General features: G+C 40.4%; 17 protein-coding genes. 14 read left to right on the forward strand and 3 right to left on the reverse strand.

Annotation, left to right across the window (positions count from 1 at the left end):
- The first annotated feature begins 67 nt into the window (after nucleotides 1-67).
- The 13 genes from atpB to P162_RS08135 all read left to right on the forward strand — a co-directional run bounded on the left by atpB (nucleotide 68) and on the right by P162_RS08135 (nucleotide 12,361).
- On the forward strand, nucleotides 68-1,255 hold the full coding sequence (gene atpB / locus P162_RS08075; protein ID WP_031426795.1) for a F0F1 ATP synthase subunit A: 1,188 nt from the start codon (nucleotides 68-70) through the stop codon (nucleotides 1,253-1,255).
- Nucleotides 1,256-1,272: 17 nt separating this feature from the next.
- Nucleotides 1,273-1,461, forward strand: a complete 189-nt coding sequence (gene atpE / locus P162_RS08080; RefSeq protein ID WP_004569351.1) for an ATP synthase F0 subunit C — start codon at nucleotides 1,273-1,275, stop codon at nucleotides 1,459-1,461.
- Nucleotides 1,462-1,537: 76 nt separating this feature from the next.
- Entirely contained in the window at nucleotides 1,538-2,038 is a 501-nt protein-coding gene (locus P162_RS08085; RefSeq protein ID WP_031426796.1) for a F0F1 ATP synthase subunit B, read from the forward strand.
- Nucleotides 2,039-2,044: 6 nt separating this feature from the next.
- Nucleotides 2,045-2,584 carry an ATP synthase F1 subunit delta gene (gene atpH, locus P162_RS08090; RefSeq protein WP_031426797.1) on the forward strand — a complete coding sequence of 180 codons (540 nt, stop codon included), beginning with the start codon at nucleotides 2,045-2,047 and terminating at the stop codon, nucleotides 2,582-2,584.
- Nucleotides 2,585-2,634: 50 nt separating this feature from the next.
- Nucleotides 2,635-4,209, forward strand: coding sequence for a F0F1 ATP synthase subunit alpha (gene atpA, locus P162_RS08095; protein ID WP_031426798.1), 1,575 nt, complete (start codon nucleotides 2,635-2,637; stop codon nucleotides 4,207-4,209).
- Nucleotides 4,210-4,256: 47 nt separating this feature from the next.
- Nucleotides 4,257-5,132: an ATP synthase F1 subunit gamma gene (atpG, locus tag P162_RS08100; protein WP_031426799.1), complete on the forward strand. Its 876-nt coding sequence runs from the start codon at nucleotides 4,257-4,259 to the stop codon at nucleotides 5,130-5,132.
- Nucleotides 5,133-5,237: 105 nt separating this feature from the next.
- The gene (locus tag P162_RS08105; RefSeq protein WP_031426800.1) at nucleotides 5,238-5,738 is read left to right on the forward strand and encodes a hypothetical protein; all 501 of its coding nucleotides are present in this window, start codon (nucleotides 5,238-5,240) and stop codon (nucleotides 5,736-5,738) included.
- A 144-nt stretch (nucleotides 5,739-5,882) separates the two neighbouring features.
- Nucleotides 5,883-7,313 (forward strand): oligosaccharide flippase family protein, encoded by a 1,431-nt coding sequence (locus P162_RS08110; protein WP_031426801.1) that lies wholly within the window; start codon nucleotides 5,883-5,885, stop codon nucleotides 7,311-7,313.
- A gap of 12 nt (nucleotides 7,314-7,325) precedes the next feature.
- Nucleotides 7,326-7,760, forward strand: coding sequence for a dUTP diphosphatase (dut, locus tag P162_RS08115; RefSeq protein WP_031426802.1), 435 nt, complete (start codon nucleotides 7,326-7,328; stop codon nucleotides 7,758-7,760).
- Between the two features lie 167 nt (nucleotides 7,761-7,927).
- Complete coding sequence (locus tag P162_RS08120; protein ID WP_031426804.1) at nucleotides 7,928-8,938, forward strand: sugar phosphate nucleotidyltransferase; 1,011 nt, start codon at nucleotides 7,928-7,930, stop codon at nucleotides 8,936-8,938.
- Between the two features lie 65 nt (nucleotides 8,939-9,003).
- Complete coding sequence (locus tag P162_RS08125) at nucleotides 9,004-10,350, forward strand: tetratricopeptide repeat protein (RefSeq protein ID WP_031426805.1); 1,347 nt, start codon at nucleotides 9,004-9,006, stop codon at nucleotides 10,348-10,350.
- 5 nt (nucleotides 10,351-10,355) lie between these two features.
- Nucleotides 10,356-11,120: a DUF4292 domain-containing protein gene (locus tag P162_RS08130; protein ID WP_031426806.1), complete on the forward strand. Its 765-nt coding sequence runs from the start codon at nucleotides 10,356-10,358 to the stop codon at nucleotides 11,118-11,120.
- A 62-nt stretch (nucleotides 11,121-11,182) separates the two neighbouring features.
- Nucleotides 11,183-12,361, forward strand: coding sequence for a murein hydrolase activator EnvC family protein (locus P162_RS08135; protein WP_081868395.1), 1,179 nt, complete (start codon nucleotides 11,183-11,185; stop codon nucleotides 12,359-12,361).
- A gap of 33 nt (nucleotides 12,362-12,394) precedes the next feature.
- Here P162_RS08135 and P162_RS08140 read toward each other — a convergent pair whose 3' ends face one another.
- Both P162_RS08140 and P162_RS08145 read right to left on the reverse strand, forming a co-directional pair.
- A complete protein-coding gene (locus P162_RS08140) occupies nucleotides 12,395-12,751 on the reverse strand; it encodes a hypothetical protein (RefSeq protein ID WP_164076235.1) in 357 nt (118 codons plus the stop codon).
- 107 nt (nucleotides 12,752-12,858) lie between these two features.
- Nucleotides 12,859-13,617 carry a glycerophosphodiester phosphodiesterase gene (locus P162_RS08145; protein ID WP_241077747.1) on the reverse strand — a complete coding sequence of 253 codons (759 nt, stop codon included), beginning with the start codon at nucleotides 13,615-13,617 and terminating at the stop codon, nucleotides 12,859-12,861.
- 218 nt (nucleotides 13,618-13,835) lie between these two features.
- On the opposite strand from P162_RS08145, the gene recJ reads away from it, so the two are divergent.
- Nucleotides 13,836-15,542 (forward strand): single-stranded-DNA-specific exonuclease RecJ, encoded by a 1,707-nt coding sequence (recJ, locus tag P162_RS08150; protein WP_031426812.1) that lies wholly within the window; start codon nucleotides 13,836-13,838, stop codon nucleotides 15,540-15,542.
- Between the two features lie 64 nt (nucleotides 15,543-15,606).
- Here the strand turns inward: recJ and P162_RS08155 are convergent, their stop codons facing one another.
- Nucleotides 15,607-16,440: an endonuclease/exonuclease/phosphatase family protein gene (locus P162_RS08155; RefSeq protein WP_031426813.1), complete on the reverse strand. Its 834-nt coding sequence runs from the start codon at nucleotides 16,438-16,440 to the stop codon at nucleotides 15,607-15,609.
- Between the last annotated feature and the right edge of the window lie 29 nt (nucleotides 16,441-16,469).

Raw genomic sequence — 16,469 nt, forward strand, 5'->3', positions numbered from 1 at the left:
GCATTTTTGAATAAAATGATTAGTTTTGCACCAAATTTTAGCAAGCCTGATTTTTTAAAAAATTATAATGAAGATAACTTCTTTACCCATTCATTTTCTAGCTGTTATCAGTTTTCTGCTGTGTGGATCATTAGTAAATGCGCAAGAACATAGCGTTGCAGAAGCTAATGATGAAGGACCTGTAAACACCCAACAGGAGATCAACGATTATACTGATCACCACTTAAAAGACTCTCACGATTTTCATTTGTTTTCTTATACGGGAGATGAAGGTGAACGCGAACATTTAGGTTTTTCACTGCCTATAATTTTATGGGCAAGCGAGGGTCCTGTAGCATTTATGTCTTCTGCTTTTCATCATGATATTGATGGTGATGTTATTGTGGAAAAAGGCGGGATGCGCTTTGCAAACTTTCACGATAAAATATATGAGCTGGAAGCGGGTGCTGATGAATTGGTAATGGGAGAAGATCACCATCCTGAAAATGCGCACAAGCCTTTTGATTTATCAATAACCAAAAGTGTTTTGGGCATTTTAGTGGTTGGATTGCTGTTGTTATTATGGTTTGGTTCTTTAGGCAAGCAATACAAAAAGAAAAAAATCCCTACCGGTTTTGGTCGTGCCTTAGAGCCTTTAGTACTGTACGTACGCGATGAAATTGCACGTCCCAACATAGGAGAGCACAAGTATAAAAAGTACATGAGTTTTTTACTTACTGTGTTTTTCTTTATATGGGTTTCTAATTTATTGGGAATGACTCCCTTTGGATTCAATATTACAGGCCAGATTGCAATCACCGTTTGTTTGGCATTATTCACCTTTGTTATCGTACAATTTAGTGGTAACAAAGACTACTGGAAACATATTTTCTGGATGCCAGACGTACCGGTAGTAATGAAAATCATATTAATACCTATTGAACTTTTAGGTATATTAACCAAGCCATTTTCTTTATTGATACGTTTGTTTGCAAACATTACCGCAGGCCACGTAGTAGTAATGGGATTGATAGCTTTAATGATAACTTTAAAGGCCCAGTTTGGCGCTGTAGGTTCCACAGGATTATCTTTGGTCCTTACCTTGTTTATCTCGGTTATTGAAATATTAGTAGCATTCCTACAAGCATTTATCTTTACGATGTTGTCTGCATTATTTATAGGTATGGCCGTGGCAGAACACGACCATCACCATGAGCATGATGCGGCGGGTCACGAAGTTGATGATGTAGAGGATGTACGGGAAGAGTTTGTTTAATTTTTAAATCAATTGTTATGTACAATTTAATTGGAGCTGGATTAATCGTTATCGGAGGTGGTATCGGACTAGGGCAAATCGGTGGTAAAGCGATGGAAGGTATCGCACGTCAACCAGAAGCGGCTGGTAAGATTCAAACTGCGATGATTATCATTGGTGCACTTTTAGAAGGTCTTGCCTTCGGTGCGTTGATCTTAGGTAAATAATCAAAGCTTAAACAACTAAGCAATTCCTGTGACGGTTGGTTACAGGAATTGTTTTATTTAAAACTTAAAATTAAAGATGGATCAATTAATAAATGATTTTTCTCCTGGCTTGTTTGTAATGCAAGCGGTTATATTGCTTATTCTTATCCTGTTGATGAAGAAGTTTGCATGGAAACCTATCTTAAGCTCACTTGATGAACGTGAGAGTGGAATTCAGGGTGCATTGGATGCAGCGGAAAAAGCACGTTTAGAGATGCAAAACCTCAAAGCAGATAATGAGAAGTTATTGCAAGAGGCACGTAATGAGCGTGAGAGCATGATCAAGGAAGCCCGCGAAATCCGTAAAAAGATGATCGCAGAAGCAGAAGAAGATACTAAAGAACGTACCTCTGCCATGATTGCACAGGCACAAGAAGCCATTAAAGCAGAAAAGCGTGCGGCAGTAGCAGAACTAAAAGGTCAGGTTGCAGAATTATCACTTGAAATTGCAGAAAAAGTACTCCGCGTAGAGCTTTCTGACAAAGACAAGCAAAAGCAACTTGTTGATAAAATGTTGCAGCACGCAACCTTAAACTAAACGAATATGTCTACCAGAGCAGCTTCACGTTACGCTAAAGCAGTTTATGCAGGTGCTAAAGAATCGGCAACCGAAGAATTGGTATATGGCGACATGAAATCCATCGCTGAAACACTTAGCGGTAGCAAGGAACTGCGTAACGTTCTTGACAGTCCGCAAATTAAAAGCGAAGACAAACGTTCTTCTTTGCATGCAATTTTCAGTGGTGTTTCAGAACTTACAACGAGCTTACTTGATATTATAGTTGATAATAGCCGTGCCGGTCTTCTTGAAAAAGTGGCCATCGCTTATGTTCAAATCTATAATGAAGATCATGGTATCGTTACCGCTACAGTTACCACCGCAGTAGAAATGGACGCCGCTATGGAAGAAAAAATCATGGCAAAAATCAAAGAAATCACCGGTAGTGAAAAGGTTATCTTAGAACATAAGATTGACTCTGATATACTGGGTGGTTTTATATTACGCGTAGGTGACATGCAATACGACGCCAGTATTTCAAATCAGTTAGAACGCATACACAAAGAATTCAGCAAACGTATATAATTACAATTGAGTCAGCTTTTAAAGCGACTTTCAAAATATAATTTACTAAAATGGCAGCAGTTAAACCAGCAGAAGTTTCAGCAATTTTAAAGAAGCAACTTTTAGGCTTTGAAGCATCGGCCTCGCTTGATGAAGTGGGAACCGTGCTTACCGTGGGTGATGGTATCGCCAGCGTTTATGGATTATCAAACGCACAATATGGAGAGCTTGTCGCCTTTGAAGGAGGTCTTGAGGGAATCGTACTCAACCTTGAAGAAGATAATGTAGGGGTTGTATTATTAGGCCCATCTAAAGAAATAAAAGAAGGATCTACCGTAAAACGTACGGAACGTATCGCATCTATCAATGTAGGTGAGGGTATCGTGGGACGTGTTGTAGATACCTTAGGTAACCCTATTGATGGTAAAGGTGGTATTGAAGGCAAGACCTATGAAATGCCCTTAGAGCGTAAGGCTCCAGGCGTAATTTACCGTCAGCCCGTTACTGAACCTTTACAGACTGGTATAAAATCTATTGATGCCATGATCCCTGTGGGACGTGGACAACGGGAACTTGTAATTGGAGACCGTCAGACTGGTAAGACAACAGTTTGTATTGACACTATACTGAACCAGAAAGAATTTTATGACGCTGGCGAACCTGTTTATTGTATTTATGTAGCCATTGGTCAGAAAGCATCTACTGTTGCCGGTATTGCCAATACGCTGGAAGAAAAAGGCGCTCTTGCCTATACTACCATTGTTGCTGCAAATGCATCAGACCCTGCTCCTATGCAGGTTTATGCTCCTTTTGCAGGCGCCGCTATTGGTGAATATTTTAGGGATACGGGTCGTCCTGCATTGATCGTTTATGATGATCTTTCCAAGCAAGCGGTAGCATATCGTGAGGTTTCTCTGTTATTGCGTCGCCCACCGGGTCGTGAAGCATATCCTGGTGACGTCTTTTTCCTGCATTCCCGTTTATTGGAGCGTGCAGCAAAAGTCATCAACAATGATGAGATTGCAAAAAACATGAATGATTTGCCAGAAAGTCTTAAGCCCCTTATCAAAGGTGGTGGTTCACTTACTGCCCTACCCCTTATCGAAACACAGGCGGGCGACGTTTCTGCTTATATTCCTACAAATGTGATTTCTATTACTGACGGTCAGATTTTCCTGGAATCAGATTTATTTAACTCTGGTGTACGACCAGCGATCAACGTGGGTATTTCCGTATCTCGTGTGGGAGGTAGTGCGCAGATCAAATCCATGAAAAAAGTAGCGGGTACGTTAAAATTAGACCAGGCAGCCTACAGGGAACTGGAAGCTTTCTCTAAATTCGGTTCAGATCTTGACGCGGCTACCATGAACGTGATCGCTAAAGGTCAACGTAACGTGGAAATCCTTAAGCAGGCTCAAAACGATCCTTATACAGTAGAAGACCAGATCGCGATTATTTATGCAGGTTCAAAAAATCTCTTGCGTAATGTACCGGTAAATAAAGTAAAAGAATTTGAAAAAGACTATCTGGAATTCCTTAATGCACAGCACAGGGATGTTCTGGATACGCTGAAAGCGGGTAAACTTACTGACGAAGTGATAGATACGCTTACAACGGTTGCTAAAGATATGGCAGCCAAGTATTAAAAGAACAGAATAATTTAAATTTTGAATTCAAAATTCTGAATTAAAAAATGGCCAATTTAAAGGAAATTAGAAATAGGATTTCATCGGTGTCATCAACGATGCAGATAACCAGTGCCATGAAAATGGTTTCTGCGGCAAAGTTGAAAAAAGCACAGGATGCAATTACCGCCATGCGCCCCTACGCTGATAAACTGACAGAACTCCTGCAGAACCTCAGCGCCACTATGGAAGGTGACAGCGGAAGCCGTTACGCTGAGCAACGACCCATTAATAAAGTGCTTGTTGTCGCTATATCTTCTAACCGTGGTCTTGCAGGAGCCTTTAATGCCAATGTCATTAAAGAGTCCAGAAATATAGCCAATGATGCCTATCCCAACAAAGAAGTTCATTTTCTTACCTTAGGGAAAAAAGCAAATGATGTGCTTAAGAAAGGCTATACGGTTGTTGAAAATAACAACGCCATTTTTGATGACCTTTCTTACGAAAATGTTGAGGTAATCGCTGAACACGTAATGGATCTGTTTACAAAAGGTACTTATGACCGTGTAGAATTGGTATACAACTCATTTAAGAATGCAGCGACGCAAGTTGTGGTACGTGAGCAGTTCTTACCTATCGTTCCCTTACAAGAGCAAAACATTCAGACTACAAATGCCGCTCAGGTAGATTACATCTTTGAGCCTTCTAAAGAAGAAATCGTAAAACAATTGATTCCAAAAGCCCTAAAAACTCAATTTTTTAAGGGAATAAGGGATTCTGTCGCCAGTGAGCACGGTGCACGTATGACCGCTATGCACAAAGCAACAGATAATGCGACAGAACTTCGTGATGATCTCAAATTGAAATATAACAAAGCGCGTCAAGCATCGATTACTAATGAAATATTGGAAATCGTAGGTGGTGCAGAAGCATTAAATAACTAGTTTGATTCACTAAATATTAGATTTAAAGCCCTGTTTTTAGCAGGGCTTTTTTAATTTATCTACTTTTTAGCACTGTTTTTGAAGTATCCTTTTAAACGCAACGCAATGAAAAAAACATGCACTATATTCCTGCTTATTATCACGCTTAGCACGATAACCAGCTGCGCACAAAACCGCCAAATCGTGAAAAAACCAAGTTTTACCGTAACGGACTCTTATTATACTTCCTGGATCACGAATCAGCCTAACAATACTTCAGGAATGGATATTTCTGTGATTATTGAAAACAAACCAGATGCTATAACTTTAAAGTCGGTGTTTTTTAAGGGTCAGTCTGCAGCATTGAATAAAGAAAAGGAAACGCTATATACCGCACATTTTATTTCCGCGAGAAAAAAACCTGATTATGTCCTTTCCAGTGATAGTAAGGATGAGGCCAATAACCCAAAACCGAGAATTCCTGAAAAATCCCCTATTCCACTCGCACCAGATGAAGCACTGCTTGTTTATCTCAAAGACGGAAAAGAGAACTACCATGTGTTGAAAAATTTAAAGGACAAAGGCACAAAATATCCTGCCGAAGCACCTTTTAATACTAATAACTAAATCATTTACGGAAAAAACTTCCGTCTAAAATCTACCTCGTACACCCCAATAGAAAGATATATTTTAAGTTCTCCCCGAAAAGGACCTCTAATAGCGATTGTTCAAGGTATTAAATAGCTAATTTTAGCCCCAAATTCATCATTTTTGAGCGTACTCAAGCGATTTGTTCAGGATACTGCCGTCTATGGCCTTGCGACCGTACTTCCCCGGGTCATGAGCATAATTCTCATAGGCCTGCATACAGATGTGCTGGGAAACCGCAGCTATGCAGATAACACCTCGTTTTATGTAGGGGCGACTTTTCTCAATGTACTGCTCAGTTTTGGTATGGAAACTGCCTTTTTTCGATTCTTTTCAAAAAGCCAGAACAAGCAGCGCGTATATAGCACGGTACTTATTGCGATCACTACGGTTTCCCTTATAGCGTTTGTACTGCTGTGGTTTTTAAAAACACCTATAACCACTGCCTTACTCTTACCTCCACAATATTATACCTATCTGCTGGGAATTACCATTCTGGATGCACTGGTTGTGGCTCCTTTTGCCTACTTACGCGCCCAGGGAAAAGCATTGCGCTTTGCAGGTATAAAAATTGCCAACCTTTTTGTTTATGTTGTGCTCAATTTTTTCTTTCTCTGGACGATCCCAAAGTACAATCTGCAGTTTGAATGGTTTGATCCAGAGAATTTGGTCAGGTATATCTTTATAGCCAATCTCGCTGCAAGTGCGGTAACGATTTTGATCATTTTACCCGATTTTTTAAAGACCAAATTGATTTTTGACAGACAGATCTTCAAGCAATTATGGGATTACGGTTGGCCAGTACTCGTAGCCGGTCTTGCCTTTGCCATCAATGAAAACCTGGACAAGCTTTTACTGGGGGACCTGCTTGATAAGAACATTATGGGCGCCTATGCAGGCTGCTATAAACTAGCCGTTTTTATGACCATTTTCATACAGGCTTTCCGGCTGGGGGCAGAACCTTTTTTCTTCAATCATGCTTCGGAAAAAAACGCGCCGCAAACCTATGCAACCATCCTCAAATATTTTGTCGTTGTAGGCGCCGCAGGGCTACTGATCATCATCAGCTTTATAGATTTTTTTAAGGTGATACTCATTCGCAATGATTCTTATTACATCGCAATTGGGATCGTGCCCGCGGTACTTCTGGCCAATTTATTCCTAGGTATTTACCACAATCTTTCCATCTGGTATAAATTGACAGATAAAACCCGCTACGGAATGTATTTTTCAATCGTGGGCGCTGGTATTACAATAGTTATAAATATTGTTTTTATACCTATCGTTGGATTTATGGCTGCTGCGTATGCCACACTGGTAGCTTACGGTAGCATGATGCTGATTTCTTATTTTATAGGTCAAAAACACTATAAAATACCCTATAATCTAACCAGAATAGGCAGTTATTTGATTATAGCCATACTTTTTTCCGGGTTAAGCTTTTATGTTTTTAGGGAAAATTATTTAGTAAGTGTTATCTTGCTCGCAGTTTTTGGCGCACTGGTTTTAAAGCTTGAAAACAAAGAACTTAAACGTATTTTATTAAAAAAATAAGCAGTTATCGCAATGACGGTTAAAATTGTAAACAAATCTGAACACGCACTACCCGCTTATAGTACTTCGGCTTCTGCCGGGATGGATTTACGGGCAAATAACCCTGAACCTATTGAGCTTAAACCCCTGGGCAGGGCCATTATCCCCACAGGGCTTTTTATTGAACTTCCCGAAGGTTATGAAGCACAGGTACGCCCGCGCAGTGGCCTGGCCGCAAAAAAAGGGATTACCGTCCTTAATTCGCCGGGTACTATTGATGCAGATTATCGTGGGGAGATAGGTGTTATACTTGTCAACCTTTCTGATACTACCTTTGTGATTGAGGCTGGCGAGCGAATCGCCCAGATGGTCATCGCAAAACATGAACAGGCCACATGGGAAGCGGTTGAAACGCTTCAGGAGACAGCGCGCGGTTCTGGTGGTTTTGGCAGTACCGGATCACGATAATTTTCAGTTCGATAATTTGCTGAAAATCTAACGTATCCAGGTTAATAGTACGTTTTATTTGAGCAAATCTAAACATTAAATATATTCATAAACTTTCCGCTTTTGCGGAAGGAGTTAATCTCAAATCATAAGTCTTCCCGGTAACACCGGGTCTAAAATCCAATAAAATGAAAATAATTGTTCCCATGGCCGGTCGCGGTTCCCGCTTGCGCCCACATACCCTAACCATTCCAAAACCCCTTATTCCCATTGCTGGTAAACCTATTGTACACCGCCTTGTACAGGATATTGCCGGTGTATTGGAAGAACCTGTAGAAGAAATAGCTTTTGTGATAGGTGCTGATTTTGGGGAGCAGGTAGAAAACAACCTTAAAGAAATCGCTAAGGAACTAGGGGCGAAAGGCACCATTTATTATCAGGATAAACCACTGGGAACGGGCCATGCAATCATGTGCGCAAAAGAATCCCTGAGCGGTCCTTGCGTGATCGCTTATGCAGATACACTTTTTAGGGCAGATTTCACGTTAGATAAAGATGCTGATAGCGTGATCTGGGTAAAACAGGTAGAAAATCCACAGGCGTACGGTGTAGTATCCCTTAACGACAAAAATGAGATCACCGGCCTGGTTGAAAAACCAGAGGAATTTGTTTCTGACCTGGCCGTTATAGGAATTTACTATTTCAAGGACGTAGCAGTGCTTAAAAATGAACTTCAGGAAGTTCTGGACAAAAATCTAATGCACGGCGGAGAATATCAGATCAACGACGGTATTAAGCAAATGCAGGCTAAAGGATACACCTTTAAACCTGGCCAGATTGAGGAGTGGATGGACTGTGGCAACAAAGCGGTTACCGTAGAAACAAATGGAAGAATGCTCAACTTTTTACACCAGGAAAATGTAGAAATGGTATCCTCAAGCGCTAAATTAGAAAACAGCGAGATCGTACCGCCATGTTTCATAGGTGATGACGTAGTGCTTAAAAATGCAACAATAGGCCCTAATGTTTCCATAGGTATGGGGACGGTGATTGAAGACAGCACGATTGCTGACAGTTTAATACAAAATTTTAGTTCGGTTAAAAATGCCAATTTGAAAAATGCCATGATAGGTAACTATGCAAAATTTGATGGTAATTTTACCGAAATAAGCATAGGTGATTATTCGGTATTGGATTAATGGCCTTTTTGATACATAAAACAGCCTTTTAAGGTACTAATTTCCGCTTTGCGGATCATATATTTATGCGTAATCTACTTCTTTTATTTGGTTTGCTTTGGCTTACCGTTCCCATGCATGCGCAAGAAGATCCTGCGCTTAAAGAAGTGAATATTGATGATCTGGGCAATGTGACAGATAAATTTCAGGAATCGTTTTTTGAAGCTTTAAAACAAAAAGCGATCGAAAATTATGACCGTGCGATTACCGCGTTGGATGTCTGTATTGCCCTTCGTCCCAAAGAAGCTATTCTCTACTTTGAAAAAGGGAAGAATATGGCACTTTCTGGAAAAACGGAAGGCGCAGAATATAATTACTTAAAAGCGCTGAAATTGAAGCCTAAGCAGCGCGATGTGATGGAAAGTCTTTACGAAGTGTATTATGCGAAGCAAAATTTTCAAAAGTCCATAGACCTTGTAAAGCAGCTTATTTCTTTTGATCCGCAGTACAAAGAAGACCTTGCACGCATTTATATACGTACTAAAGAATTTGATAAAGCGCTTGCGCTACTGGATGAGCTTGATAATGAAATGGGTAAAGATACCTACAGAGACCAGATGCGGCGTCAGGCTTATGCGCTAAGCGGTGGCGATCTTGAAGAACAGGCCATTAGAGAGCGTATCAAGTCCAATCCTGATTCTGAACAAAATTACCTTAACCTTATCTATGTATTCAGTGAGCAGGGCGAGACGCAAAAAGCGTATGAAACTGCCCAAAAATTACTGGATATCAATCCCAAAGCAGATGCCGCGCACCTTGCTCTTTATAAATTCAACCTGGATAAAGGCAATATAGAAGAAGCAGTACGTTCTATGGATAAAGTGCTCAGGAGTACTTCTATTGAAGTGAAGGCGAAGCATAGTGTGCTCAATGATTTTTTGCTCTTTGTGGAAGAACATCCCGAGTTTGAGAATGAACTTGAGCAGGCAGTAGCCCTTTTCAGCGAAAAGGAAAAAATAGATGTCAATCAGGAGTTGGCGGGTTATTATCTTAAAAACGATGATAAGGAAAAAGCGCTTGATTATTACCTCAACGCCTATCAAAGTGAGCCCGAAGATTTTAATGTGATCAAAAACCTCATGATTTTACAATTGGAAGCCCTGAAGTTTCAGGAAACGGTAAAACTGGCTCAGGAAGGTCAGGATCTCTATCCCAGCCAGCCTATCTTTTATTTGATTTCGGGTGTGGCTAATAACAGTTTGGAAAATTACACGGCTGCCATTCAGGATCTTGAAATAGGTATTGATTATGTAATTGAAGACCCTACAATGAAAAGTGATTTTTATACGCAACTAGGTGCTGCTTATGAAAAATCTGGAAATCCCACTAAAGGCGCTGAATATAAAAAACGCGCTACCCAATTGATGCAATAAAAACTATGAAATATACTTTTTCAATTCTTTTTTGCTTTGTGCTATTACTAAGTGGTTGTAAATCTACCCGTACAGCGGTCACTCCAGAAGACCTGGCTTCGGCAAAAATTATAGAATCGCATTACGATACGCATTTCGATTTTAATACCCTTGCCGCAAAACTTAAGGTTCGTTATAAAGATGAACATACCACACAAGGCGTAAGCGTGAGCCTGCGTATGGAAAAAGATAAAACCATATGGATGAGTGCCTCCATTTTAGGTATTTCGCTTGCAAAAGCAAAAATAACCCCAGATCATGTGCAGTATTATGAAAAGATAGATGGAACCTACTTTGATGGTGATTTTGAATTATTGAGTGAGCTTTTGGGTACAGCGCTTGACTTTAAGCAGGTGCAGGCACTTCTTCTGGGCCAGCCTATTTTTGAACTCAACAAAGGCGGTTACAACGCCATTGCCGGTCAACAGAATTACCTGGTTGTTCCTAAAAAACAGCGTGATCTTTTTAGTTTGTTCTTTTATCTGGATCCACAGCGTTTTACCATGCAGCAGCAACGTCTGCAACAGAAAAACAAGGATAGGGAACTTACTGTTTCCTATAGTGATTATGCAGCTCAAAATATAGGCATCTTGCCAGAAGAGGTTTTGGTACGTGCAAAAGAAGGCGACAAAACTACAGAAATAGATATCTCCTACCGCAATGTAGAGGTCAATGAAGAGGTAAGTTTCCCTTTTGAAATACCTGGCGGTTATAAAGAAATTGAACTTTGATCCGACTTTTTTGCATACCGAAGTCCGTTTTTTTACTTGTTTTCCTAATTTTTGGAACCCAAATGCTTTCGGCACAGACCGAAAAACAAAAACAGCTGGAGCGTGAGCGCCAGGAACTGCTGAACCAGATCTCTCAGATCAATAAACTAAGGCAGACCAATAAAAGACAGGAGATCAATGTGCTCAATCAGGTGGAAGATCTCTCTCAGAAAATCAAAGCGCGTGAAGATTTGATACGGGTAACTAATAAACAAGCCAATCTCCTTACGGGTGAAATCAATAAGAATCTTGAGAAGATATCGGCGCTACGCGATGAGCTCGAAAAGTTAAAGCAGGAATATGCAGCGCTCGTGCTCAAATCCTACAAAAGTAAAAGTAGCCAGAGCCGTATTATGTTCTTGTTATCTTCAAAAAGTTTTACCCAGGCCTATAAAAGGGTACAGTACCTCAAACAATACAACAATTACCGAAAAAAACAGGGCGAGCAAATACAGGAACGTGCAGCACTTCTGCAAGAAACCAACCGTAAATTAGCTGCTCAAAAAGCCGAAAAAGAACAACTTATTGCCGAAAATAAGAAGGAACAGGCCCAACTTCAAGAAGAGAAAAAACAGCAGGATGGTCTGATGGCAACCATAAAGAAAAAAGAAAGCACGTACGCAGGCCAGATAAATAGCAAGCAACGCGCAGCAGACCGTATTGATAAGGAAATAGACCGCATCATTCGAGAAGCGATTGCGGCATCAAACAAAAAAACAGGAAATACCAGCACTACTAAAGGCAGCACAACCACCTTTGCACTGACCCCAGAAGCACGTGCCCTGGCCAATGACTTTGCATCCAATAAAGGTAAATTGCCCTGGCCGGTCGAATCTGGACGCATTTATAAAAAATTCGGTACTTCGCGCCACCCTACCCTATCAAATATTACTACCTACAATAGCGGTGTAGAAATAGAAACCGAACCCGGAAGCCTTGCGCGGTCTGCGTTTAAAGGAACTGTTTTCAAGATACAAAGTCTGCCAGGTGCAAATTTTGCGGTTTATGTACGCCACGGTAATTATATAACCGTCTATCAAAATCTTATAAACCTTCAGGTAAGCGTTGATCAGCAAATAGCGGTTAAACAAGCTATAGGAGCAGTGGCAAAAGACACTTTTACCGGAAAGACCATCCTAAAATTTGTGGTTTACAAAGATAGCGAACGCCAGAATCCCGCAGAGTGGATCAATAGTATGTGAAAGTGATCGTTTACCCTAAAGTATTTCAACTACCTATAATTGAAAGTTGCCTCCCGTATCTAAAGGAAAATCTAAAGCTGTGTAGAATAACCCAGTGAAAATTGCGGTAACAACGGCTATGAGCGATGTTTTGAAAATAGAAAATTTCCCCTCTTTGATTTCCATAGCATCAGATAGGGCGATTTTATCATTCTTGTCAAAAAAAAGGGAGGCTATTTTCAGGCTATCCATTCCATCTTTGTACTTAAATCGTTTAACCGTTCCATCTTCAAAGGTCATCTTATAGTGCTTGCCTATTAGCATATCTTCTGTATTCTCTATAGGTGTTTTGTAACTGTAGCAACTGTTGAAGATAATAGATAATATGAGAAAATAACAAAATCTTTTCATGTTAGCTGTTTATTACATTAATAACACAAATTAGGTAAAAATTGAATATAATTCACTACTATAGTACGCTCCAATAAATGTTTTTATCCTAGTTATTAACTACTTGGCTATTCTTGATTTTTCCGTTTCTCGAGAATCTCAAATAACAATTCGGGCTCGTTTGTGGTGATAAATTCAGCATTCTGGTCTAGCAAACGCTTCATATCTTCTGGTTTGTTTACGGTCCAGGCATTGATACTGAGTCCCAGTTCATGGGCATCTTTAATCCAGTGCCGATTTTTTTCATACACACTAAAATGGTAATCAAGGCCGGTATAACCTGCTTCTTTAACTTCCTCTGGTGTTTTATCACCATTTAAATAAGCAATGTGCGCATTGGGATCGAGTTCATGTACATATGCTCCCGCGTCAAAATCAAAACAGATATATTCTACCCACTTTTGGGCCTTTAGATGATGCACTAACGCAACAGACAATTTTGTAAGTTCTAAAGTGCGTTCTTTATCAACTTCTGAAGATTTTATTTCAAAAATGAGCTTTGTTTTATCCTGCTTCATTCCTTCGGTAAGATACTCTTCAACGGTAGGTATTTTTTCCCCGTTGGGATGTTTTAGAGCCAGCAGCTCGTTATAAGTAGAAGTCGCTATATCCAAACCGTAAAATTCAGCATCATGATTCACTACAAGCACGTTATCGCTCGTCATATGAACATCAAATTCTGAACCATGACAACCCAGTTTAATAGCTTCTCTAAGCGCGGCTATTGAATTTTCTGGATATTGGTTCTTTTTCCATGCGCCCCTGTGGGCAATAACAACATTATCGTGAAATTGTGCCATAACTTCCAGCGGACGTATTAAAGACATTAGCAGAAAAAAAATCAAATAATTTTTCATAAAACCCGAATTGCTCTTTTCAAAAATAGACATGAAAAACGGTTATTTCTTTGTATTTGTATCATTTCTAAGTTAAGAATCAACACATTTTGAAAAAATGATAGTTGAGGACCATACTACCTTGTAGAAGTAGGGCATTCTGTAATCACCCAATCCTTAATTCGTATCTTTACGCTTTATAAAGCATTATGCGCTGGAGCTTAAAACCCATTCCCGAACAAAATACAACCAGGACACTTTCTACAGCGCTTGGTGTTTCAGAAACCGTAGCACAGCTCCTTGTGCAGCGAGGTATCCATACTTTTGAGGAAGCAAAAAAATTCTTTCGCCCTTCGCTGGATGATTTGCACGATCCCTTCCTGATGAAAGATATGGACCTTGCCGTAGACCGTATTGAAAAAGCGATTGAAAATGGAGAAAACATACTTGTTTATGGCGATTATGACGTAGATGGCACAACCAGCGTAGCACTTATGAGCAGTTATCTGGAAAGCCGCTATCCCAATGTTGCAAGTTATATTCCTGATCGCTACGCAGAAGGGTATGGCATTTCCTATCTGGGTATTGATTTTGCCCATGATAATGGGATCACGCTTATCATATCGCTTGATTGTGGTATCAAAGCCATTGAAAAGGTTCAATATGCAGCTGAAAAAGGGATTGATTTTATCATCTGTGACCACCACCGTCCCGGTGAAAATATCCCAAAAGCGGCTGCCGTTCTCGATCCCAAAAGAACGGACTGTGACTATCCCTATAAAGAACTTTGTGGTTGTGGGGTAGGCTTTAAGTTAGTACAGGCGCTTGCAGGCCGGCAAGGGCAAACCATTGAAGAACTTAGTATTTACCTCGATCTGGTAGCGGTGGCGATAGGCGCAGATATTGTGCCCATTACAGGGGAAAACAGGGTGCTTGCCTATTATGGGCTCCACGTGATCAATACTGCCCCCAGAATAGGGTTAGAAGCACTGATCAAACAAATTGATAAGAAGAAACTCAGTATTACGGATGTTGTTTTTATCATTGCCCCACGTATAAACGCGGCAGGACGTATAAAACATGGTCTGCACGCCGTAGAATTATTAAAGGAAAACGATCCTGAAATTGCGACAAATAAGGCCGCTGCTATTGAATCATTAAATACGGAACGCCGGGAACTGGATCGCGAGATCACAGAGCAGGCACTCAGCCAAATCCTTCATAATAAGGAAGAAGAGCGCAAAACAACCGTGGTTTTTCATGAAGACTGGCACAAAGGCGTTATAGGTATCGTTGCCTCCCGCCTCACTGAAACCTATTACCGTCCTACCCTTGTATTTACTAAAAGCGGTGAAAAGCTGGCCGCAAGCGCACGTTCTGTAAAAGGTTTTGATGTGTATGACGCCTTAGAACAGTGTGCTGAATATATTGAGCAGTTTGGTGGTCATAAATATGCTGCGGGGCTAACGCTTTTTGAAGATCAGTATGAAAACTTTAAACTGAAATTTGAAGAAGTGGTTCACGATAAGATTGATGAACGCTTGCTAATTCCTGAAATACGCATTGACGCGGCACTTGAACTGGAAGAAATCACACCTAAATTTTACAGAATCTTAAAACAATTTGAGCCTTTTGGCCCCGGTAATATGACCCCGGTATTTATGAGCACAGATTTAAAAGATACGGGCTATGGTAAATGTGTGGGCGGTGAGGGCAAGCATTTAAAATGTACCGTTACCCAGCACGGCCTTCCTGGGGAACACAGCGGTGTTTCCATAGGGGCAATAGGATTCAACCTTGGTGAAAAGTGTGCATTGATCACAGATCAGAAACCCTTTAGTGCTTGTTATTCTTTGGATATCAATGAATGGAAAGGTGATGTTTCCCTACAATTAAAATTAAGGGATATCCAATGAAAACAGGTAAAAATCGCATGTTTTCGGCTTGAAAAAGGGTAAAAAAAATCAGTTTTTGGGGCTTTTATTCCAATTTTAGCAGCGTATACACGGGCAGGTGATCTGATGGATATTTGAGATCTCTGGAGTCACTCAAAATCCCATATTTTAGGACTTTTATCCCATTTTTTGATACAAATATATGATCGATCCTTTTGGTTACGGGTTCATCAAAATGAAAACCGTTAAAGGTTCCTTCTGGACCAAAAGCGCCTGCTTCTGAAATTTCATGCGTGTCGATCAATTGTTTTTCAAACGTTGCGATCACTTCTTTATCAGGTTCAACATTGAGATCGCCCATCACCACAACCGGGTAATTTTCGGTATTTAAAGATTTGATTTTATCCAGTATAAGTTGGGCGCTATTCACACGCGCCTGCTGGCCTATGTGATCAAAATGCGTATTGAAAACCCATATTTTTTTGTTTCCCTCTTTTAAACGGAACAATCCATAGGTACAAACCCTGGGCAACGCGGCATCCCAACCTGTGGAAATTTTCTCAGGCGTTTCAGAAAGCCAGAACATACCGTTTTCCTCCAGTTTAAATTTCTCTTTCCTAAAGAAGAGCGCGGAGAATTCCCCTTTGTTTTTTCCTTCTCGACCTTCCCCTAAAGCAGTATAATCTGAAAACGCTTCCCTTAAAAAATCCATTTGCTCCGGGAGCGCTTCCTGAACCCCAAAAAAATCAGGATCATAAAATTTGATTTGTTCCGCTAAATATTCTTTGCGAAGCGGCCAGGCGTTTTCCCCATCAGCATCCGTATTCATTCTAATGTTATAGGTCATCGTGGTGACTTCCTGAGCTTGCGACATTTGCAGCACGAGCATAAATAAGGTGAGAACAATTAGGTTTTTCATTGTAATTTTTTGAGGTGGGATAAAACTAG

The sequence above is a fragment of the Flavimarina sp. Hel_I_48 genome (assembly GCF_000733945.1).
GTDB lineage: Bacteria > Bacteroidota > Bacteroidia > Flavobacteriales > Flavobacteriaceae > Leeuwenhoekiella.